A 20,042-nucleotide genomic window follows, 5' to 3' on the forward strand; every position below is an offset into this window, starting at 1 on the left:
GACAGCGACCTCGGCCGGTCGACCCGCGAATGCGCCGAGCGTCAGCCGGGCTTGCAGTAGTACTCGACGCCGGCCTCGCCGGTCTGCTTGAGCGAGCCGCAGGCGGTGCCGCACAGCTCGATGGCGGTGTACGGCGGCGCGGGCTCGACGTACTTCCAGCCGTTCTCGTTGGCGCAGTTGCCAATCTGCGGCACCTCGACGTTGCCGATCTTGACCTTGGTGAACTGCGGGAACCCGGGCGGCTCGTTGAGCGCGATGACGCAGCTCTGGGCGTCGGTGACGATGGCGTTGAGCGCGGCCTGCAGCTCGACCTGGTTGTCGGCGCTGTAGAACTTCTCGGGCCCGGGCTTGGCGGTGCCGCCCTGCATCGCCAGCTCGTTGAGCTTCTGGTACGGGTTGATGTTGTCGGGGCTGCCGTCCATCTGCACCGGCGACACGGAGTTGGCGATGGCGATGCCGATGACGTAGGTCGGGATGCCGTCCTGCGTGAACGCGTTGCCGACCAGGGTGTGCAGCGACTGGTCGTAGTTCTCGAACAGCGGCGGCGGCTGCAGGCCGGTGGTGCAGTTGGCCGCGCCGTCGGTGATCAGCATGACCGCCCGCGGGATCATCGGGTCGAGGCTCTTGAGGTGGTTCAGCGCGGCCAGGACGCCGGCCTGGGCCGGGGTGCCGCCCTTGATGGTGTTGTTGTTCTGCGCCGGCAGGGCGTTGAGGATCGGGTTCTTGTTGAAGGGGGCGACCGGGACCTCGACGTTGCCGTTCACCGGACAGGCGCCGGGGACGTAGGTGTCGACCGCCTGCTTGTTGGGGAACAGGTTCATGCCGAAGTTGAAGTCGGCGTTGAAGGCGGTGAGCACCTGGTCGACGACGGCGTAGAGGCTGTACCAGCGGCTCACCGTCGGGGTGCCCGGGTTGGCGTCGTGGTCCCACAGGGACAGCATCGAGCCCGACTTGTCGAGCACGAGCATGACGTTCGGCACGACCGGGGTGAGGACCACCTGCATCTCGTTGCACGGGATGTCCTCGGTGGTGGTGCCCGGATTGGTGGTGGTGGTCGTCGTCGAATCGGTGGTGGTGGTAGTCGTCGACGTCGTCTCGCTGGGGTCGACGGCGGTCGTGCTCGAGCTGGTCTCGCTGTCGCTGGTGGTCGAGGTCGTCGTCTCGGGCGGCTCGCCGGTCAGGGTGTCGGTGGCCGTCTCGGTGACGCCCATCGTCGCAGTGACCATGCCGGTCGAGGTGCTGTCGGTGGTGGTCGGCACGCCCGAGCTGTTGCTCGTGCCGCCCATGGTGCCCTCGCTGGTGGTCGGCACTGTCGCGGTCCCGCTGTCGCTGCCCTCGCTGGTTCCGAGGGTGTCGAGCCCGGTCGGCTGGGTCGACATCGTGGTCTGCGAGGCCACGCCGGTCTGGGACGTTTGCATGCCGTCGTCGCCGCAACCCACGACGAGGCCGAGCGAAGTCATCCATACGAGAGAAGTTGTGCGTGCCATAATTTTCACCGCGCGAAGAAGTCGAGCCGATCACGACTATCGCCCGGCGACGACGCAGCTTTCAAGCGCGCGAGCCCCGTTGATTTCGCCGCGGCAGCGCCGCAGCGAAGGCGAGTTCAGGGCAGCGGAATCGCGCGTGGCGTGGTGACGACGTCCCACGTGCGCGCGACCTGTGGCGACAGACCTTCGCCCCAACACAGGACGCGCTCGCCGTCGCCGGCGCACGCGCTCTGCGCCCCGACGGCGAGGAGGCTCGCGGGCGCGGTGAGGGCGACCTCCGGCGCGAAGCGCTGGCCCGCGGCGTCGCCGTCGCCCCAGCAGAGCACGCTCTTCGCCTGTCCGATCGCACAGGTGGTGTCTTCGCCCGCCGCGATCGCGCGCGCGCGGCCGAGGTCGGGCACGCGGGTCGGCGCCGCGCGATCGGCCCGCGAGCCGTCGCCGAGCTGGCCCATCAGTCCGTCGCCCCAGCACACGACGTCGCCGCCGCGCCGCAGGGCGCAGGTGTGGAGCCGCCCGGCCGCGAGGGCGATCGCGTCGTCGAGCCCGCGGACGGCGACGTCGGCGTCGCGGGACTCGGTCGTGCCGTCGCCGAGGCGACCGCTGTGATTGGTGCCCCAGCAGCGGACTTTACCGCTCGTGTCACGGGCGCACGTGTGCGCGGCGCCGAGGGCGAGCTCGACTGCGCCGGCGATCGTGCGCTCGTGCGACAGCGGCTCGTCGGCGAAGGCGTGCCAGCACACGACCGCGCCGCCCTGCCGCAGGCCGCAGGTCCGGTGCCCGTAGGTCGCGAGGTCGACGACGTCCGCGAGCCCGGCCACCGGGCCCGGGCGCGGGCGGCTGCGCGTGTCGATCGGGGGCAGCGGCCGCGGGCCGCGGTGCTCGTCGACCGGCTCCCCCGAGGGGACGCCGCGACCGGCCAGCTGCCCGAAGGTGTCGTCGCCCCAGCACATGACTGTTCCGCCATGTTCCAAAGCGCAGGTGTGACGCGCGCCGACGACCAGCTCGCGCACCCGGCCGAGGTCCGCGACCGCGGTGGGGCCGTCGCGGCGGGTGCGGGCGCCGTCGCCCAGCTGGCCGTACGTGCCGTCGCCCCAGCACCAGGCGCCGCGGTCGTTCCAGGCGCACGCGTGGACCTCGCCGACGGCGAGGCCGGTCGCCGGGAGGGCGTGGACCGTCGGGCCCGCGGCGGCGGCGGCGGTGGTGCGCTCGCCGGCCTGGGCGAATTCGTTGTAGCCCCAGCACGCGACGTCGCCGCGCCTGCGCCGGACGCAGGCGTGGGCGCTGCCGAGGGCGAGCTCGACCGCGTCGTCGATCTCGCGGACCGGCGCGGGGCGATCGCGGGCGAGCTTGCTGCCGTCGCCGAGCTGGCCGTCGCGGTTCTCGCCCCAGCAGGCGAGGGCGCCGGTGCGGCGCAGCGCGCAGGCGAAGTCGTCGCCGACGGCGGCGGCCGCGGGGTCGGCGAGATCGGCCACCTCGGCGAGGCGGGGCCTTGCCACCGCGACGCCGTGGGGGCTGCGCGGCGGCTCCACGGTCGGCGGGCGGGCGTCGCCGAGCTGTCCTTCGGAACCTGTCCCGATGCACAGGATGCGATCGCCGCGGCCGACGGCGCACAGGTGATCGGCGCCGGCCGCGAGGCTGACCGCGCCGGCGAGCGCGGGCAGCTCGGCGGCGGCGGTGTCGTGGCCGTCGCGCAGCGGGTCGACGCCCCAGCAGGTCACGGCGCCGCCGGCGAGGGCGCAGGCGTAGGCATCGCCGACGGCGATCGCGTCGGCCGCGGGGGCGCCCGGGACGAGCGTCGGGCGGAGGATGGGCGCGGCGCCGTCGCCCGACTCGCCGCGGTAATTGGAGCCCCAGCACAGGACCTTGCGGACATGGTCGATCGCGCAGGTGTGGGAGCCGCCGGCGGCGATCGTCCGCGCCCGCAGGTCGGCGACGGGGCTCGGCCGCGGGCGGGTGCCGAGGGCGCCGTCGCCGAGCTGGCCGAGCGAGCCATCGCCCCAGCAGAGGACGTCGCCGCCGCGTCGCAGGGCGCAGGTGTGCCAGGTGCCCGCCGCCAGGGCGACGACGTCGGCGAGGCCGGGCACCTGCGTGGGGACGCTGCGATCGCGGCGGTCGCCGAGGCCGAGCTGACCGTGACCGCCGTAGCCCCAGCAGTACACCTCGCCGCGTTCGAGCGCGCAGGTGTGGCTGACCCCGAGCGCGAGCGTCGGGCCGGCCGCGGCCGCGAAGTCGTCGCCGTCACCGCTGGCGGGCGGCTGGCCGGCGGGTTCGCGCCCGCGGTCGGCGCAGCTCACGAGGGCGAGGACGGAGCAGAGCGCGAGGCGAAACGTCCGCATCCCGACGACGATAGCGTACGACGTGCGGGCGGGTGCGAGCGACGGCCGAGGTCGTCGCGTAGGTGGCCTGTTCTTTGGGACATGTGCGTCGGGACCGGCCGGCGCTCGTGGAACGTGGTAAAGTAGGGGGGATGAGGTTTCGGGGCGGACGCGCGCGGCTGGTAGGGTGCCTGATGGCCCTCGGCGGGTGTCTGACGGAGAACCCCGCGTACGACGGAGCGACCGGGTCGACGAGCGAGCCGAGCCCGCCGGGCTCGACGGCCGAGCCGACGACGAGCACGAGCACCACGAGCAGCACGAGCACGAGCACGAGCACCGGCCTGGCGACCACCGGCGTGGGCGACAGCGAGGGCACGAGCACGAGCACGACGACGATCGCCCTGACCACCGACGACACGACGGCGACCACCGGCCTGCTGGCGAGCGCGGAGCTGCACCATTACGAGCCCGCCAACTGCGTCGAGCCGCTGTGGTGCTACGGCGGCGGCGACATCTGGAACGGGCTCGACGGCGAGGTCCGCGGGGCGGAGTGCTTCGACTCGCCGATCGCCCCGCCGTACCGGGTGCGGCGGATCGACTACACCCTGGTGGCGGTGAGCGGCCAGGCGCGGCTGCGCTTCCAGATCCGCTCGGCCGATCTGCAGCAGGTGCTCTACATGTCCGAGTCGCTCGGCCTGCCGACCTCGTCCGGGTCGCTGCAGATCTCCGCGCAGCAGCAGCCGGTCGTCGAGGAGGGCCGCTTCTGCGTCGGCTTCGTCGGCGGCGATCCGCAGTCGACGATCGGGATCGGCGCCGACCCGTCGAGCCTGCCGTCGCCAGGGCAGAGCTACTTCGGCTCCGACGCCTGCGACGAGCCCGGGCTGCGCGACGTCGACCAGTTCGTCCCGGAGGTCGACCCCCACGGCGCGTGGTGCCTGGGGGTCGAGATCGCGGCGCTGTGAGCGGGCGTCCGTTTGGACATGCCCTCAGGGCCATGTCCTCGAGGGCATGGCCGAGGGGGCATGTCCCAGAGGTCACGTCTGACAGGCGGCGTTGGCCCGGCTGACCGCCGAGGCCTCGGCCCGGTTGGGGGCGAGGCGGGCGCGCAGCTGGGCCAGGTCGCCCTGGAGGTAGGGATTTTGGCCGGTCTCCTCGCCGATGGTGCCGCGCCCGCGGCCGTCGAAGTCGTGCAGCGGCCACACCTCGGTGTGGCCAGGCAGGCCGCGCAGGCGCAGCAGGCTGGCGGCGAGGGCGGCCGGATCGCCGGCGAGGTCGCAGCCGCCGGTGCCGCCGAGCCACAGAGTGTCGCCGGTGAGCACGCGGTCGGGCAGGAGCAGGCACAGCGAGTCGGGGGTGTGGCCGGGGGTGTGCCACACCTCGAGCGCGAGGCCGCCGAGAGTGATGGTGTCGCCGTCCTCGAGCGGCCGGTCGACGCACGGGGCAGCGGCGGCCCGGTGCATGGCGATCTCGCAGCCGAGCAGGTCCTTGAGCCGCTTGGCGCCCGAGAGGTGATCGCCGTGGGTGTGGGTGTCGAGGACGAGCTCGAGGCGGAGGCCGTGGCGCTGCAGCTCGGCGAGGTAGCGGTCGACCTGGTCGCGCCGCGGGTCGACGAGCATGGCGGCGCCGCTGGTGCGGTCGGCGACCAGGTAGCTGCGGGTCGGGCCGCTCGGGTTGAGCTGGGCGAACAGCAGGGCGGCGCCAGGGTCGGCGTCGACGTTCGCGGGCGGGCTCGGGGCGTCGGCCTCCATCCAGCGGTCGTTGCAGCGGCCGGCGAACTCGGCGGTGACGCCGGCGGCGCGGACGCGGTAGCGGCCAACCCATCGCCTGTCCTGAAGGACAGCCACGGCCTCGAGCAGGCGATCGACGTCGGCCTCGTCGTTGTAGAGGCCGAACGAGGCCCGCACGGCCCCGGGGGCGCTGCCGGGCTCGGGGGTGGCGCCGCCCTGGCTGGCCAGCAGGCGGTCGACGTGGACGTGGGCGCAGAAGCGGCCGTTGCGGACGGCGATCCCGCGCTCCTCGCTGAGCACCGCGGCGGCCAGCGGATCGGAGACGCCGACGACGTTGAAGCTGAGGACGCCGAGCCGGGCGTCGGGATCGTCGGGGCCGTAGAGGGTGACGCCGAGCGCCTTCATGCCGGCCATGGCCCGCCGCGTCAGCGCGAGCTCGTGCTGGCGGACGTGGGCCATGCCGATGCCGTCGAGGAACCGCAGCGCCTCGGCCAGGGCGAGCACGCCGCCGATGTTGGGGGTGCCGCCCTGGTGGCGATCGGGCGCGGCGACGTACTCGACGCTGTGCGGGCCGACGCGCGAGGCAGTGCCGCCGCCGGGCAGGTAGGGCGGGGCGGCGTCCATGATGCCGCGCGGACCATAAAGGAAGGCGGCGCCGAACGGGGCGTAGGCCTTGTGCCCGGCGGCGGCGACGAAGTCGAGGTGCGCGGGGTCGCCGGGCGGGCGCACGTCGATGCGCTGGTGCGCGAGCAGCTGGGCGGCGTCGACGAGGATCAGGGCGCCGTGCTCGTGGGCGAGGCGCGCGATGGCGTGGATGTCGGGCATCCAGCCGGTGACGTTGCTGGCGCCGGTGACCGCGACCAGCTTGACCTGGTTCTGCCGCAAGAGCTGGGCCAGGTGGTCCATGTCGAGGCGGCCGTCAGGGGTGATCCGGGCCCGCAGCACGGGGCCGCGGTTGCGGTGCGGGAGGTCGTTCGAGTGGTGCTCGAGCTCGGTGACGACGACCTTGCCGGGCAAGGGGGCCATCACGTGCGCGGCGAGGTCGACGGCCTGGGTGGTGTTGCCGAGGAAGACGACGCAGTCGCGCTCGAGGTCGCCGCCGATGAAGTCGGAGACGACGTAGTAACACTCGTCGAAGTGCTCGGTGGCCTTGCGCGAGAGGAGGTGGGTGCCGCGGTGGATGTTGGCGTACTCGCCGGCCATGAAGCGGGCGTAGCGATCGAGCACGGGCTCGGGGGCGTGGGTGGAGGCGGCGTGATCGAGGTAGAGGAGGGCGCGTTCGCCCTCGCCCATGACCGGGACCTGGCGGCCGACGATCGGGAAGGCGGCGCGGATGTCGGCCCAGGTCGGGGCGCGCGCGCAGGCGGCCGCGGCGCGGGCCCGCGCGGCGGCGCAGGCGGCGAGCGGCAGACCGGCGGCCTGCCAGGCGAGCAGGCCGCCCTCGAGGTACTGCACGCGGCTGTAGCCCAGGAGCTGCAAGACGTCGGCGACGAGCACCGCGCGGTGGCCGGAGGCGCAGACGACGACGATCGCGGCGTCGAGGTCGGGCAAGATGTCGGCCGCCAACTTCTCGACGAGGCCGCGCGGGACGTGCACCGCGCCGGCGATCGTGCCGGAGCCCGCGAACTCGTCCGGCTCGCGCACGTCGAGCACGACGCTGCGATCGCCGGGGAGCCCGCGCCGCGCGGCGAGCTCCGCGGCGGAGACGCCGGAGACGCGGGCGCGGACGCGATCGACGAGCTGGTGATAGCTGAGGCGCATGGCGGCACGCTACCTGACGCCCGCCGCCCGTCAAAGCGCGAGGCCGTCGCCGCTCCGACGCCGCCGGCCCCGGAGCGGAGTTCTGACGCCCATGTGAGCGCGCTCCCCCGGCGGCGAGCTCGCGGTGCGCGGCAGGCGGCCGGCGTGCAAGTCCGGTCGCGCCGCCGCCCGTGGGCGAATCGCGGCGGCGACGATGGCAGGCGCGAGCGCGAGGGCGGGGAAACCATGTGTCGTAAGCGACATGCTTGATGAGGCATGTCCTTGGAGACATCTTTTGATCGAGGGCTGCTCGACCGGCTCGAGTGAAGATGTCCGTTGGGACATGTCATCTTCGAGCTGGGGCGAGCGTCGGCGGAGCGGAGATGTCCTCGGGGACATGTCCCGCCCCGGCCCGCGAGGCGTCCTCGTCGGCGGGATCATGCGCCTGGTCGGGGTTCAGCGGCCCCGGAGGCGGGAGTCGTGCGCGCGGACTCACGGGGGCCTCGGTCTCGCTGTCACCCGTGCGCTTGAGGCCTCCGTGCGCGGGGTGTACGGTGGGCGACGATAGGAGTCCGCTCGATGGAACGCCGCCTCGCCCTCGCTCTCCTCGCTGTCTTCGCTCTCGCCTGTCAAAACGCGGCTCCGGCCGGCGACGAGGCGGGGACCACCGGCGGGGACACCAGCGGCGGCACGGCCGGCAGCGAGCCCCCGACGAGCACCACGGAGGGCGCGAGCGAGGCGCGGTACACCTACTGGCGCGACGCCAAGGCGATCCTCGACAAGCACTGCGCGACCTGCCACCGGCCCGGCGACGTCGCGCCGTTCTCGCTCGAGACCGCCGAGGAGGCGCAGATGTTCGCCGGCTTGCTGGCGCCGGCGATCCTCGACGGGACGATGCCGCCGTGGCCGCCGAGCGCGGATTGCAACCGCTACGCGCACGACCGTTCGCTGCCGGAGGCCGACCGCGAGCTGCTCCTGGCGTGGATCGACGACGGCGCGCCGCTCGGCGACCCGGCCGACGCGCCGCCGCAGGGCCCGGCCGCGCCGACGATCGCGTGGGACCTCGACATGCCGCTGCCCGAGCCGTACGTGGCGACCAAATCGCCCGACGACTACCGCTGCTTCGTGCTCGACTGGCCCGAAGACCAGCTGAAGTACGTGATCGGCTTCGACGTGGTGCCCGACGCGCGGCCGATCGTGCACCACGCGATCGCGTTCCTGATCCCGCCCGGCAGCGTGACCACCTACAAGAACCTCGACGCGGCCGAGGACGGACCCGGCTACACCTGCTACGGCAGCCCGGGCGGCGGCGGCTTCTCGCAGCAGTGGCTCGGGGCGTGGGCCCCGGGGACCCAGCCCTCGCTCGACGAGAAGCGGGGGATCCCCGTCCAGCCGGGCAGCGCCATCGTGCTGCAGATGCACTACCACCCGATGTCCGGCACGAGCCCCGCCGACCAGACTCGCCTGCGGCTCAAGCTCGCCGACAGCGTCGAGGTGCCGCTGCACGTGATCCCGTTCACCAACCCCGACTGGCTCGGCGGGAGCATGCAGATCCCCGCGGGCGAGTCGAGCGTCGTCCACGACTTCGAGGTCGACCTCACCGGCTTCATCGGCGACTTCTTCCCCCAGGCCGGGGTCAAGAACGGCGAGCCGTTCGTGATGCACGAGGTCAGCCTGCACATGCACACCCGCGGCCGGCGGGCCAGCCTCGAGCTCGACCGCCAGGGCGCCGAGGACGAGTGCGCGCTCTACATCCCGAACTGGGACTTCAGCTGGCAGGGCGGCTACCGCCTGAACGAGCCGATCACGGTCAAGCCCGGCGACCGCCTGCGCTTGACCTGCGAGTGGGACAACAGCGCCGCCAACCAGCCGTTCGAGAACGGGGTCCAGGTCGAACCGGCCGACCTGGGCTGGGGCGAGGGCACCGGCGACGAGATGTGCCTGTCGGTGCTCACCGTCAGCCCGGTGCACTGACGTTTCGGACATGCTCCAAGGGGAAGGTCCTCTTGGACATGTCCTTACGGGCAGCCAGGACTACTGCGGGCGGCCCTGGGCGATCCAGGTGTCGACCAGCTGGATGTCGGTCAGGGGCACCGGGGTGAGGCCCAGCGGCATGCCGCGCTGCTCGGGCGCGGCGCCCTCGACCTCGGCGTGGCGCGCCAGCATGTGCGCGACGATCCGCGGGGTGCCGTCGGGCAGCGGGGCGAACACGCTGCGGCGCTTGCCGTCGTCGCCGACGCTGCCGGAGGCGATCCCGGTGTACGAGGCGAGGTCGAGGCGGCGCGGGGCGAAGCCGTAGCCGCCGCTGTTGCCCGGCCCGCCGTCGCCGCGCGCGTAGTCGGGATCGGAGTGGCAGTGCCAGCAGGTCTTTTTGAAGACTTTGGCCTCGACCTCGGCCCAGGTGACGCGGCGGTCGAGGAGCGGCAGCCGCTGCACGGGCTTCGGTGCGGGCAGGGGCTCGAGCGGGACCTCGGTGACGTAGGCGGCGAGCGCCCGCGCGTCGGCCTCCTCGAGCGGGATCTTCGGCATCGGCGTGCCCGGCTTGTGCCGCGGGGGATCGAGCAGCCAGGCGACCAGCGCGGCGGGGCGCATGCGCTCGCGCGTGAAGCGGAGATCGGGGGCCTGGGCCAGGCCGCGCTGCAGCTGGGCCTCGTCGAGCGGGACCGGCAACTTCGGCGCGGGCGCGATGTTGGGGGCGCCGGTGAAGCGGTGACAGAGGCCGCACGACTTGGCGCCGAACAGCTCGCGGCCGCGCCCTTCCGCGCCGGGCGGGGGCGCGGCGGCCTCGGCGTCGGGGACCAGGGCGGCGGCGAGGTCGGCGGCCTCGGCTGTCCCGAGAGACAGGCGAGGCATGGTCGAGTTGAGGCCCGGGCGCAGGTCGTGCGGCGCGTGCAACCAGTCCGCCAGCCAGGCGCGGCGGAGACGGTCCGTGCCGCGCAGCGCCGGGACGTCGGTGAGGTGGACGATGTGGCCCTGCCACTCGCGCAGGGTCTCCGGCGGGGCCGGGAACTGGCCGGCGAGGATGTCCTGGTGGCAGCGGACGCAGTGCTTCTCGAGCGGCGCGGGCTCGCGGCCGGGGATGTCGTGGCAGCGGACGCACTCGAAGCGGTCGATCAGCGCCTGGCCGCGGGCGACCGCGGCGGGGTCGGCGGCCGGCTCGAGCGCGACCGGGGGGGCGGCCGGCGTCGGGGCGGGCACGGACGCCGTCTCGACGGGGTCTTTTGGACCTGTCTCGCACGACATGAGCGAAAGGACAGCGACGAGCGACAGGCGCGCCGGCGGGCGGCGGCCGATCACAGGGTGACGTCGCACCGGACCCCCTTGGCCGCCTGCTGGCGGCAGTGTTCGAGCGCGGCGGTCCCGGCCTCGAGCTCGCCGCGCTGGCGGTGCAGCGCGGCGAGGACGGCCCAGCCCTGAGCGGTCGGCATGAGGTCATGGTCGCCCAGATCCTTGAGCAGGCGATAGGCCTCGTCGCGCGAATCCTCGGCGAGCGCGAGCGCCTCCGCCAGAGCGGCGGTGTGGGCCGGATCGTCGAGGCTGCGGCAGGCACCGAGCTGGCAGATCACGTGGCCGGCGCCGGGCGAGATGTCGGCCCGCATCGTCGAGATCGCCCAGGCGACCGCGGCGCGCCGGTGCTCCTTGCGCTTGCCGCCGAGGCCCGGCCCGAGCGCGACGGCGCCGGCGCTGCGCGCCACCGCGAGGGCGAGCAGCTGGCGGGCCCGGTTGTGCACGTAGGGGTCGACGTCGGGCGCCGGCGAGGCCGACTCGGCGGCCGTCTTGACGGTGCGTCGCACCTGCGCGACAGCCTCGCCGTGGCGCCCCTTCTCGATCAGGTGGGCGGCCTTGTTGAGCTCGTCGTGCTCGGGTCCCCAGAGGTTCTTGCCGCCGCAGGCGCGGGTGGGGGCGGGACAGAGGAGGAGCGTGGCAGAGAAGAGGGCGAGTGGGACGATGGTTCGGAGCATGACGAGACCTCGGCCCGCCGCGGGCGCGGCGGGCGGTGAACGAGATGGGGAAATGGACATGTCGCAAGGGACATGACCGTTGCTATCAAGGCCGCACGGGCGAGCGCGGCGGGAGGAAGCTACGACGCGAGGGGAGAGCTTGAACGAGAGGGTGAAATGCACATGTCTTTAGAGACATGTACGTTGTTATCAGGAGTCGCATGGCCGGCGGAGCGAGCCCCGGTGCCTCAAGGACGTAGTGGTTTAAGGGACATGTTCCAAGGGCTATGTCAGGCCGGGCGCGTAGCGAGGGCCGATACGTACGCGTGCGGGCGACCGCCGCGCGGCGACGCGGCGAGCCGACATCGATTCGCCAGAGAGCCGCGCAGTGCGGCGCGGCGTCAGGCCTGTTCGGCGACCTCGCACTTCACGCCGCGAGCGTTCATCTTCTCGCAGCGTTCGACGGCCTTCTTGCTGCCCTCGACGTCGCCGCGCTGCTTGCTGAGCTCGGCGAGCAGGGCCCAGCCGTTCGCGCTGGGCATGAGGTCGCCGTCGCCGAGCCCCTTGAGCAGAGAATAGGCCTCGGCGCGGCCGCTGGCCTGCAGGGCGAGGGCCTCGGCCAGCTCGGAGGTCTGGGCGGGCGTCGGCTGTTCGCCGGCCTGCAGCCGCAGCGCGAGCACGGCCCAGGCGATCGCGGCGTCCTTGCGGCCCTGCGCGGCGCCGCCGAGGTCCATGCCGATCGCCACGGCGCCGCCGCTGCGCACGACCGAGAGGGCGAGGATCCGCTGGGCGCGACCGTGGAGGTGCTCGCCGGGTCCGCGGTGACGCGCGGCGATCGCCTGGTCGCCGAACAGCTCGCGGACGGTGTTCACGGCCTTCCTGTACTGGTGCTTGGCGAGCAGGAGCTCGGCCTGCTGGACGTACTCCTGGCCGCGATCGACGATCCGACGCACGCTGTTGCCGCAGGCGCCGGCGACGTTCGGGAGGCTGACGACGGCGCCGGTGACGGCGAGGGACAGGGCGAGCGCGAGTCGAGACATGCTGAACCTCAGGACATGTTGAAATGGACAGGTGCGAAGGGGAAGCCTCACAGCTCGCCGCAGCGGGCGACTTGGGCCGCCATCTGGCGGCAGCGCTGGACGGCGAGCGCGCGCCCGGCCGCGTCGCCCTGCTCGCCGCGCAGGCGGGCGAGGGCGGCCCAGGCGTCGGGGCCAGGCATGAGGTCGGCCTCGGCGATGCGGGTGAGGATCGCCAGCGCCTCGCCGCGGAGGTCGGGGCTGCGCGCGTACGCCTCGGCGAGCTCGGCGTTGGCCCGCGGAACGAGGTCGTCGGAGCAGAGGGCAGGATCGAGGGCGCAGTCGACGTGCTGCGAGACTGCGAAGGCGCGGACCTGGCGTAACGCCGTGATGGCCCAGGAGATCGCGGCGGTCTGCTGGTCCTGATGGACGTCGCCGATGCCCTCGTGCACACGAATGGGGCCGCGGCCGCGCACCACGGCGAGGGCGAGGACCCGCCGGGCGCGGTGCTCCAGCTGCTGGTCGCCGGCGCGCGCGTCCTCCTGCTTGGCCAGCTCGGCGCGGGCGAGGCGAGCGGCCTGCTGGTACTTGCCGGCGTCGAGCGCCGCCTCGGCCCTCTGGATCCGGCGATAAAGGCCGGCCAGGACGCTGTTGCCGCACGCATCGGCGACGGCGGGGACGCTCAGGGTCGAGCAAGCGAGGGCGAGGGCGAGGACGAGGCGGTGCACGGCGAGGTCGTGGTGCGCGTGGCTACGCGCGGTGATGCGGGCCGGTCTGGCAGCGCTTACGCGCGAGCGGGCGGCGATGTTCCTCTCTCATCTTCCCGTGATCCGGGTGAAACTCAAGGCGGTCGCCCGGGCGTTGCTCGGCTCGAACCGGAGGATCGATGTCGCTCTCGCGCCTTTGCACCTTGCTCTGCGGCTCGTGGTTCGTCGCCTGCGCCGCGCCGGAGTCCGCCCCGAAAGCGGAGCCGAAGAACGCCCCGCCGGCCGCCCCCGCGCCCGAAGTCGTGCCGCCGACGATCGCTGCTCCACCCGAGACGCCGCCCACGCCCGAACCCGCGCCGCCGGTCGCCCGTGCCGACGGCAAGATCGGGATCCCCGCGTGCGACGCCTACGCCGAGCGCTACCGGGCCTGCATCGCCGACAAGGTCCCGCAGCGCGACCGCGACGCGCACACGCGGGTGCTGACGGCCCAGCTCGCGACCTGGCAGGCGGCCAGGGCCGACGCCACGCTGGCGCCCGCGCTCGACGGCGAGTGCGCGGCGGCGGCCGAGGCCGCGCGGGCGACCACGCGGGTGTTCGGCTGCGTGTGGCGCGACGACGACACGCCCGAGCCCGAGGCGCCGAAGCCCGGCAAGGTCCAGCCGGAGGTGATCTCGACGCCTCGCGGGCTCGCGCCGGAGCGGGACATGCTCGACGCCCTATGAAAGAGGTCCTCGAGGACAGGTCTCAACGGACATGCTCCCGGGCGCAGGTCCCGAGGAGCATGTCCTCGAGGACCTGTCAGATCGCGTCCTTGAGCGCGATGGCGATGCCGACCACGGCGAGGCACATCTCGTCGAGGGTCTCCTCGCCGAGGTGGACGTCCTTGGGGGCGTCGAGGCCCTGCTCGGCCAGCGCCTGGACGACGAACGGGTTCGACATGCTGTTGTTGTAGGTGCAGCGCAGGTACAGCTGGTCGCCGGCGTCGAACTTCGGGACGGCGTCGAGCGGGGCGTCGTAGCTGTAGGTGCGCTGCCAGTTGAAGTCCCAGCCGGGGGTCTGCAGCAGGCACTCCTCGGCCGGCTCGCCGTCGGCGGGGCTCGGGCGCTGGAGGCCGATCAGCATGTCGGTGCCGACGTAGTGCATGTGCGTGCCGACGGCGAACACGCGCAGCGGCGGGACGTCGTTGAGCTTGAACAGCATCTGCTCGACGTGGTTCTCCACGCCGGCGGGGATCCGGAACTCGGGGTAGCCGTTGTCGTCGTGCTCGCTGGGCAGCAGCTGCGGGCCCTCGCTGTTGCCGATCAGCGCCAGCATGCCGACGTACTCGGGGATGGTGTCGTGGATCCGCAGGTCGAGCGAGGTCTCGCTGTCGAGCTCGGGCTTGCCGGTCGGGTGGTAGTGGACCTGCATGACGATCCGTGAGCCGGCGGCGATCCGCGAGGCCACGTTCGGCGGGGTCCTGAACGGGGTCATGCCGGGGGCCCAGGCGGCGATCAGGTTGGCGCTGTTGATGCCGGGGCCGCCGAAGCAGGGGTAGTAGCCGTCCTCGTTGACCTTGTCGGCCGAGGCGCCGCTCTCGTCGACGTAGGCCAGGACGTGGTGCACGACCTGCGGGTTGCCGGCGCTGATCTGGACGGCGTCGATCCAGGTGTCGTCCTCGAAGCCGGGGTCGACGCTGAAGCAGAGGAACAGGTCCTTGTCGCCGTCGATCGACACGGGCGTGGGGATCTGGACGCGCACGTCGGCGTCGGTCAGCTCGAGCTCGGGCGGCTCGGGCAGCGGCGCGGCGGTGGCCGGGTCGCCCTCCGGGGCGCCTTGATCGACCCACGCGCGCAGCAGGTCGAGCTCGTCGTCGCCGAGGCGCGGGTCGTCCTGCCAGCCGTGCCGCGGCTGGCAGTCGGCTGTCTCATCGGCCAGGAAGGGAGGCATCGTGCCGCGCAGGGCCGCGTCGAGGGCCGCGGCGGCGAACGGCTTGGCGGTCTCGTAGCTCTCCAGCGAGAAGGGGGCGATGCCGGCGTCGTGGTGGCAGCCGCTGCACTTCGCTACGACGATCGGGGCGATGTTCTGATGCCAGGTGACGGGCTCGGTCTCGGGCGCGTCGGTGGTGGTCGGCGCGTCGGTGCCGGCCGTGCCGCTCTCGGTGGTGCCGGTGCTCGCGTCCGCGGTCTCGCTGGCGCTCTCGAGCCCGGGGCCGGGGTCGCTGCAACCATTCGCAACGCACGCCAACACGACCGCCGCAGGTGCCCATGACTTGTGAATGAACATCGTCCGACCTCTCGCGAGCCTGAACCCGCGAGCTGAAGGGGTACTTCAGCGGCGAGGAAATGTCACGGAACGAATTGTCACGGGTCACCGGCTCGGGACCGTTGGCTGCAAGGGCTCGGGGCCGATTTCGCGGTCCGGCTTCAGGGGTCCTCGACCTCGACCTGGATGCTGGCGAGGGTCCACGTGTTCTGCCCGTGGTTGTGCAGGTGGAACACCACCGGCTCGCCGGCCGCGAGCGCGAAGTCGGCGACGAGGTCGATGTCGTAGACCATGGCCTTGCCGGGGATCTCGACCTCGCGCTCGAGCAGGACGTGGTCGCCCGCCATGAGCACCGCGTGCGCGGTCGCGGGCTCGGCCGCGACGAGGTCGAAGTGGTAGAGGTTGAGCGAGATCTGCGCGCCGGGCACGATCTCGCGGAGCGACGGCTGCGTGAACGCGCCGTAGTTGCAGCCGCCCGTGTTGACCTCGAAGCCGGTGACCTCGACCAACCAGCCGACGCCGAGCGGACATTCGATCGTCTCCGGCCTGTGGTCGCGCAGCGGGTCGGCGTCGGCCCCGAGCTGCACCCACGCCTGCGGCTTCACGAGGTCGACCATGGTGCCGTCGATCTCCTTCACGGCACCGGAGCTGTCGGTGCCGCCACTGTTGGGGCCGCCGGCGTCGCCGCACCCGGCCGCCAGCGCGCACGCGAAAAAGAACCGACGAGAGGTCACGCGGGGACGATAGGTGGTCGCGCCGGGGCTGTCACGCGGGAGGTTGCGCTACAGTGCGGCCGGTGCGACGCCCGGCATGCTCGTGGAGCGCCTCCGCGCTCGTGATCGTCCTCGCGGCGTGTCGCCGCGGCGATCCCTCGCTGGCGCCAGGCGGGGCCGCGACGGCCGTCCATCCGGCGAGCCCGGGGGCGCCGGCCGGCGGTAACACCAGTCCTTCGGGACAGGTGGTGACGACCGGCGGCGAGGCCCTGGCGCCGGCGCTGGCGCTGCGACGCGCGCAGGGGGTGGCGGCGATGGACGGCGGCCGCCACGACCTCGCGCGGCAGGCGTTCGCCGAGGTGCTCGACGAGGCGCCGAACAACCTGGCGACGCAGGCGCTGTACGACGCGGCGACCACGGCGATGCTGGCCGCGCAGTCGCAGGCGGGCGAGCGGTTCGCCGGGCGCACCGCGACGGTGCTGCCGGCGCCGCCGTGGGCCTACGCGCTGAAGAAGCCGGCGCCGATCGAGCCGGGGCCGGCGCCGACGCTGGTGCCGGTGTCGGAGAGCGCGAACGCGATCGGCGACGACGGCGAGTGGCTGGCGCGCAACGGCCTGGCGCTGCCGGAGTACGAGGTGCCGAACCCGATGCGGGGCGAGCCGGGGACGCTGCCGCCGACGATCCCGCCGACCTTCGGCAAGTACCTGCTGGTCCAGGCGATCCACCAGGACGGCTTCAACATCCTGTTCTATGGGGCAGATTACTCGGGCGGCCGGTTCGTGGCGGTCCAGCGCGAGGACAGCGCGGAGATCGTGGCGCTGTTCGACTTCGAGGCCTACGCCCACGCGCCCGGGACGTCGGCGGGCGAGCGGGCGTTCGCGGCCCAGCGGGCGACCTGGGCCGCGCTGGCAGGCACCGTGCTGTTCGTCGGTCACGCCCACCAGGCCGACGCCAGGGGCGGCAACGCGTTCATCACCGCGCTCGACGTCGGCAGCGGCGAGCTGCTGTGGCGCAGCGCGCCGCTGGTGGCCAACGCGGCCGACTTCATCGTCCACCGCGGCCACATCTTCAGCGGCTACGGCGCGGGCGCCGGCCCCGGCCACCTGTACGTGCTCGACGCGGTGACCGGCAAGACGGTGGGCAAGACGCGCGTCCGCAGCGGGCCCGACTACCTGTTCCTTCAGGCAGGTCGATTGCTGGTCCGCTGCTACGACACCGACTACGTGTACGAGCTGCGCCACGGAGGAGGCTGACATGGCCGGGTTCTTCGCCGACGACGGGAAGGGCGCGCTGCGCCGGGCGATCGAGGCGTTCGAGGCGGGGACCTCGGCGGAGCTGGTGATCGCGGTGCGGCCGACGTCCGACCGCTACGCCCACGTGCCGGCGCTGGCCGGCGGGCTGGCGGCGCTACTGACCCTGGCGTTCCTGCTGTACGGCGAGCCGGAGTTCGGGCTGCACTGGTTCCTGGTCGACCCGCTGCTGGTCGGCCTGGCGGCGGCGTGGCTGGTCCGCCACAGCCACGCGCTCGCGCGCCTGCTGACGCCGCGCGCGTGGCGGGCGGAGGCGGTGCTGCGCGCGGCCAAGGCCGGCTTCCTCGACCACGGGGTGATGGAGACCCGCGCCCGCACCGGCGTGTTCGTGTACGTGTCGCTGACCGAGCGCGCGGCGGTGGTGCTGGCCGACGCCGGGGTCCGCCGCGAGGTCCCGCGCGAGCCGTGGGACCAGGCGGTCGCCGGCCTCCAGGCGGCCGTCGCCGCCGGCGCCCGCGCGGTCGAGCTGGCGCCGCACCTGCAGGCGATGGGGGCCCTGTGCGCCGACGCGCTGCCGCGCGGCGAGGACGACGTCAACGAGCTGCCCGACGAGGTGCTGGCATGAAGGACATGTCTTGGAGGGCATGCTCCCGAGAGCATGGTGCGAAGGGCATGTCCCAACGGACATGGCTGAAGGTGCTGGCGATCGCGGCGGCGGCGGTGCTGCTGGCGCTGGCGGCCGAGGCGGCGGCGCGGCCCGGGGGCGGCCACAGCTACTCGGGCGGGGGCGGGGGCGGCCACAGCTACTCGGGCGGGGGCAGCCGCGGCGGGGGCTACAGCGGCAGCCACAGCTACTCGGGCGGGGGCGGCAGCGGCGACGGCGGGGCGATCCTCTACTTGCTGGTGCGCCTGCTGTTCGAGGTGCCGCAGATCGGGGTGCCGCTGCTGATCGGGGTCGGCGTGATCATCTACTTCCACCACCGCCACGACCGCCAGCGCCAGGCCGACGAGACGTGGGACAGCGCGCCGACGGCGGCGGCGCACGCGGCCCGCCACGGCGATCTCGGGTCGATCCGCCGCCTCGATCCCGACTTCTCGGCGGTGCTGTTCACCGACTTCGTCTACGCGCTGTACGCCCGGGCGCAGGGGGCCCGCGGCGACGTCAAGGCCATGGAGGCGCTGGCGCCGTACGTGGCGCTCGACACCCGTGAGGTGCTGATGAAGCGCGAGCCGGCCGGGGTGCCGATCCGCGGGGTCGTGATCGGGTCGATGCAGGTCGAGCGGGTCCAGCTGCCGTCCGGACCCGACGGGATGATCGACGTCCAGGTCGCGTTCGAGGCCAACTACAGCGCCGCGCTGCCGAACGGAGAGCACGGCTTCTACGTGCGCGAGGCCTGGCGGCTGCAGCGGCGCGCCGACGCCAAGAGCCGCACGCCCGAGTCGGTGACGGCGCTCGGCTGCCCCAACTGCGGGGCGCCGTTCGAGCGCAGCGACAGCGGCGCGTGCCGCTTCTGCGGCCAGCAGGTCGAGGGCGGGCGGTTCGACTGGACGGTCCACCACGTGCGCGTGCGCAGCCTCGAGCCGCGGCCGCCGCCGCTGACGCACCACGCCGAGGAGGTCGGCACCGACGACCGCACGCTGTTCATGCCGGGCATCCAGCAGGCCCACGCGGCGCTGATCGCCGAGGACCCGACGACGTCGCCCGAGCGCATCGACCAGCGGGTGCGCACGATCCACGCCGAGATGAACGCCGGCTGGACCGCGCTCGACCTCCGTCGGGTGCGGCCGTACGTGTCGGACTCGCTGTTCAACTACCTGCAGTACTGGATCGACGCCTACCGCGCCCAGGGCCTGCGCAACGTGCTGGCGAACACGCAGGTGCTGCGCATGGTGATCGTCAAGCTCGAGCGCGACCGCTGGTACGACGCGCTGACCGTGCGCGTGTGGGCCCGCGGCATCGACTACACCGCGCGCCTCGGCGGCGAGCACGTGTCGGGCAGCGTCAAGCACCCGCGCACGTACAGCGAGTACTGGACGCTGATCCGTGGGTCGGCGGTGCGCGGCGCCCCGGCCAGCAACGTCAACTGCCCCAACTGCGGCGCGCCGCTCGACCGCGTGAACATGGCCGGCGCGTGCGAGTACTGCGGCGCCCACCTGACACGCGGCGAGTTCGACTGGGTGCTCAGCAAGATCGAGCAGGACGAGGCCTACGCCGGATGAACCGAGATGCTCGCCCACGCCAAGAACTTCGCCCGTAACACGTTCCTCGCCGGGGTCTTCGCCGCGATCCCGCTGGTCTTCACGATCGTCGTGTTGTGGTACGTCGACCACTTCACCCGCGAACCCCTGAAGCAGCTGGTCGGCATCGACGTGCCGTTCGCGGGCGTGGGGCTGGCCCTGGTCGCGATCTTCGTGCTCGGCCTGATCGTGCGCAGCCTGATCGGCCGCTACGTGCTGGCGGCGATCGATCGCCTGCTGCTCAAGGTGCCGGTGCTGGCCGAGCTCTACAAGGCGTGGAAGCAGATCTCGCTGACGCCCGGCGGCAGCAGCGGAATCTACTCCAAGGTCGTGCTGGTCCGCCTCGACGGCGACGCGTGGCACCTCGCGTTCACCAGCGGCGAGCCTATCGGCGCCGACAGCGACGCCGTCTGCGTGTTCGTGCCGACCACGCCGAACCCGATGGTCGGCCGGGTGCTGTTCGTCCCGCTGTCGCGCTGCCGGCCCACGTCGCTGGCGGTCGAGGAGGTGTTCAAGTTCTTGCTGTCGGGCGGCAACTACGTGCCGGAAGAGGTCGCTGTCGCCGCCCGCAGCGACGCGTCGGCGAGGACTCCGCCGCCCGTCACGGTCGCATAGATGGTTGCGATCCAGCTGTCGTCGCGGTCATCGACGCAATTGCAGATCT

Annotated in this window: 16 protein-coding genes; 7 read left to right on the forward strand and 9 right to left on the reverse strand. The window is 73.1% G+C overall.

The genetic code is table 11. From position 1 onward, the window contains the following. Positions 1–41: 41 nt before the first annotated feature. Positions 42–1,418 (reverse strand): vWA domain-containing protein, encoded by a 1,377-nt coding sequence (locus tag O0S08_RS13185; RefSeq protein ID WP_269039459.1) that lies wholly within the window; start codon positions 1,416–1,418, stop codon positions 42–44. Between the two features lie 185 nt (positions 1,419–1,603). Continuing rightward, a complete protein-coding gene (locus O0S08_RS13190) occupies positions 1,604–3,823 on the reverse strand; it encodes an RCC1 domain-containing protein (RefSeq protein ID WP_269039460.1) in 2,220 nt (739 codons plus the stop codon). 173 nt (positions 3,824–3,996) lie between these two features. Here O0S08_RS13190 and O0S08_RS13195 point away from each other — a divergent pair, with 173 nt between their 5' ends. Next, positions 3,997–4,764, forward strand: coding sequence for a hypothetical protein (locus O0S08_RS13195; RefSeq protein WP_269039461.1), 768 nt, complete (start codon positions 3,997–3,999; stop codon positions 4,762–4,764). A 72-nt stretch (positions 4,765–4,836) separates the two neighbouring features. On the opposite strand, the gene O0S08_RS13200 is transcribed toward O0S08_RS13195, so the two are convergent. Then, positions 4,837–7,290, reverse strand: coding sequence for an aminotransferase class V-fold PLP-dependent enzyme (locus O0S08_RS13200; RefSeq protein WP_269039462.1), 2,454 nt, complete (start codon positions 7,288–7,290; stop codon positions 4,837–4,839). A gap of 558 nt (positions 7,291–7,848) precedes the next feature. Between O0S08_RS13200 and O0S08_RS13205 the strand changes: the two genes are divergently transcribed. Next, positions 7,849–9,243, forward strand: coding sequence for a monooxygenase (locus O0S08_RS13205; protein WP_269039463.1), 1,395 nt, complete (start codon positions 7,849–7,851; stop codon positions 9,241–9,243). Positions 9,244–9,303: 60 nt separating this feature from the next. On the opposite strand, the gene O0S08_RS13210 is transcribed toward O0S08_RS13205, so the two are convergent. The 4 genes from O0S08_RS13210 to O0S08_RS13225 all read right to left on the reverse strand — a co-directional run bounded on the left by O0S08_RS13210 (position 9,304) and on the right by O0S08_RS13225 (position 12,954). Continuing rightward, a complete protein-coding gene (locus O0S08_RS13210) occupies positions 9,304–10,581 on the reverse strand; it encodes a c-type cytochrome (RefSeq protein WP_269039464.1) in 1,278 nt (425 codons plus the stop codon). Further along, positions 10,563–11,231: a hypothetical protein gene (locus tag O0S08_RS13215; RefSeq protein WP_269039465.1), complete on the reverse strand. Its 669-nt coding sequence runs from the start codon at positions 11,229–11,231 to the stop codon at positions 10,563–10,565. The genes O0S08_RS13210 and O0S08_RS13215 overlap by 19 nt, the downstream gene beginning before the upstream one ends. Positions 11,232–11,611: 380 nt before the next feature. Continuing rightward, a complete protein-coding gene (locus tag O0S08_RS13220; RefSeq protein ID WP_269039466.1) occupies positions 11,612–12,250 on the reverse strand; it encodes a hypothetical protein in 639 nt (212 codons plus the stop codon). Positions 12,251–12,297: 47 nt separating this feature from the next. Next, positions 12,298–12,954, reverse strand: coding sequence for a hypothetical protein (locus O0S08_RS13225; RefSeq protein WP_269039467.1), 657 nt, complete (start codon positions 12,952–12,954; stop codon positions 12,298–12,300). Between the two features lie 158 nt (positions 12,955–13,112). Here O0S08_RS13225 and O0S08_RS13230 point away from each other — a divergent pair, with 158 nt between their 5' ends. Further along, positions 13,113–13,655 (forward strand): hypothetical protein, encoded by a 543-nt coding sequence (locus O0S08_RS13230; protein WP_269039468.1) that lies wholly within the window; start codon positions 13,113–13,115, stop codon positions 13,653–13,655. A 76-nt stretch (positions 13,656–13,731) separates the two neighbouring features. Here O0S08_RS13230 and O0S08_RS13235 read toward each other — a convergent pair whose 3' ends face one another. Both O0S08_RS13235 and O0S08_RS13240 read right to left on the reverse strand, forming a co-directional pair. Then, positions 13,732–15,162: a hypothetical protein gene (locus tag O0S08_RS13235; RefSeq protein ID WP_269039469.1), complete on the reverse strand. Its 1,431-nt coding sequence runs from the start codon at positions 15,160–15,162 to the stop codon at positions 13,732–13,734. Between the two features lie 176 nt (positions 15,163–15,338). After that, positions 15,339–15,911 carry a hypothetical protein gene (locus O0S08_RS13240; RefSeq protein ID WP_269039470.1) on the reverse strand — a complete coding sequence of 191 codons (573 nt, stop codon included), beginning with the start codon at positions 15,909–15,911 and terminating at the stop codon, positions 15,339–15,341. Positions 15,912–15,973: 62 nt separating this feature from the next. Between O0S08_RS13240 and O0S08_RS13245 the strand changes: the two genes are divergently transcribed. From O0S08_RS13245 to O0S08_RS13260, 4 genes are read left to right on the forward strand one after another with little or no spacing between them, the layout of a single operon-like run. After that, on the forward strand, positions 15,974–17,143 hold the full coding sequence (locus O0S08_RS13245; RefSeq protein ID WP_269039471.1) for a PQQ-binding-like beta-propeller repeat protein: 1,170 nt from the start codon (positions 15,974–15,976) through the stop codon (positions 17,141–17,143). Between the two features lies 1 nt (position 17,144). Then, entirely contained in the window at positions 17,145–17,765 is a 621-nt protein-coding gene (locus O0S08_RS13250; protein ID WP_269039472.1) for a hypothetical protein, read from the forward strand. A 47-nt stretch (positions 17,766–17,812) separates the two neighbouring features. Beyond that, positions 17,813–19,360 carry a TIM44-like domain-containing protein gene (locus O0S08_RS13255; protein WP_269039473.1) on the forward strand — a complete coding sequence of 516 codons (1,548 nt, stop codon included), beginning with the start codon at positions 17,813–17,815 and terminating at the stop codon, positions 19,358–19,360. Between the two features lie 6 nt (positions 19,361–19,366). After that, positions 19,367–19,993, forward strand: a complete 627-nt coding sequence (locus O0S08_RS13260; RefSeq protein WP_269039474.1) for a DUF502 domain-containing protein — start codon at positions 19,367–19,369, stop codon at positions 19,991–19,993. The last annotated feature ends 49 nt before the right edge of the window (positions 19,994–20,042 follow it).

The sequence above is a fragment of the Nannocystis punicea genome, assembly GCF_026965555.1.
In the GTDB taxonomy this organism is placed as follows: domain Bacteria; phylum Myxococcota_A; class Polyangia; order Nannocystales; family Nannocystaceae; genus Nannocystis; species Nannocystis punicea.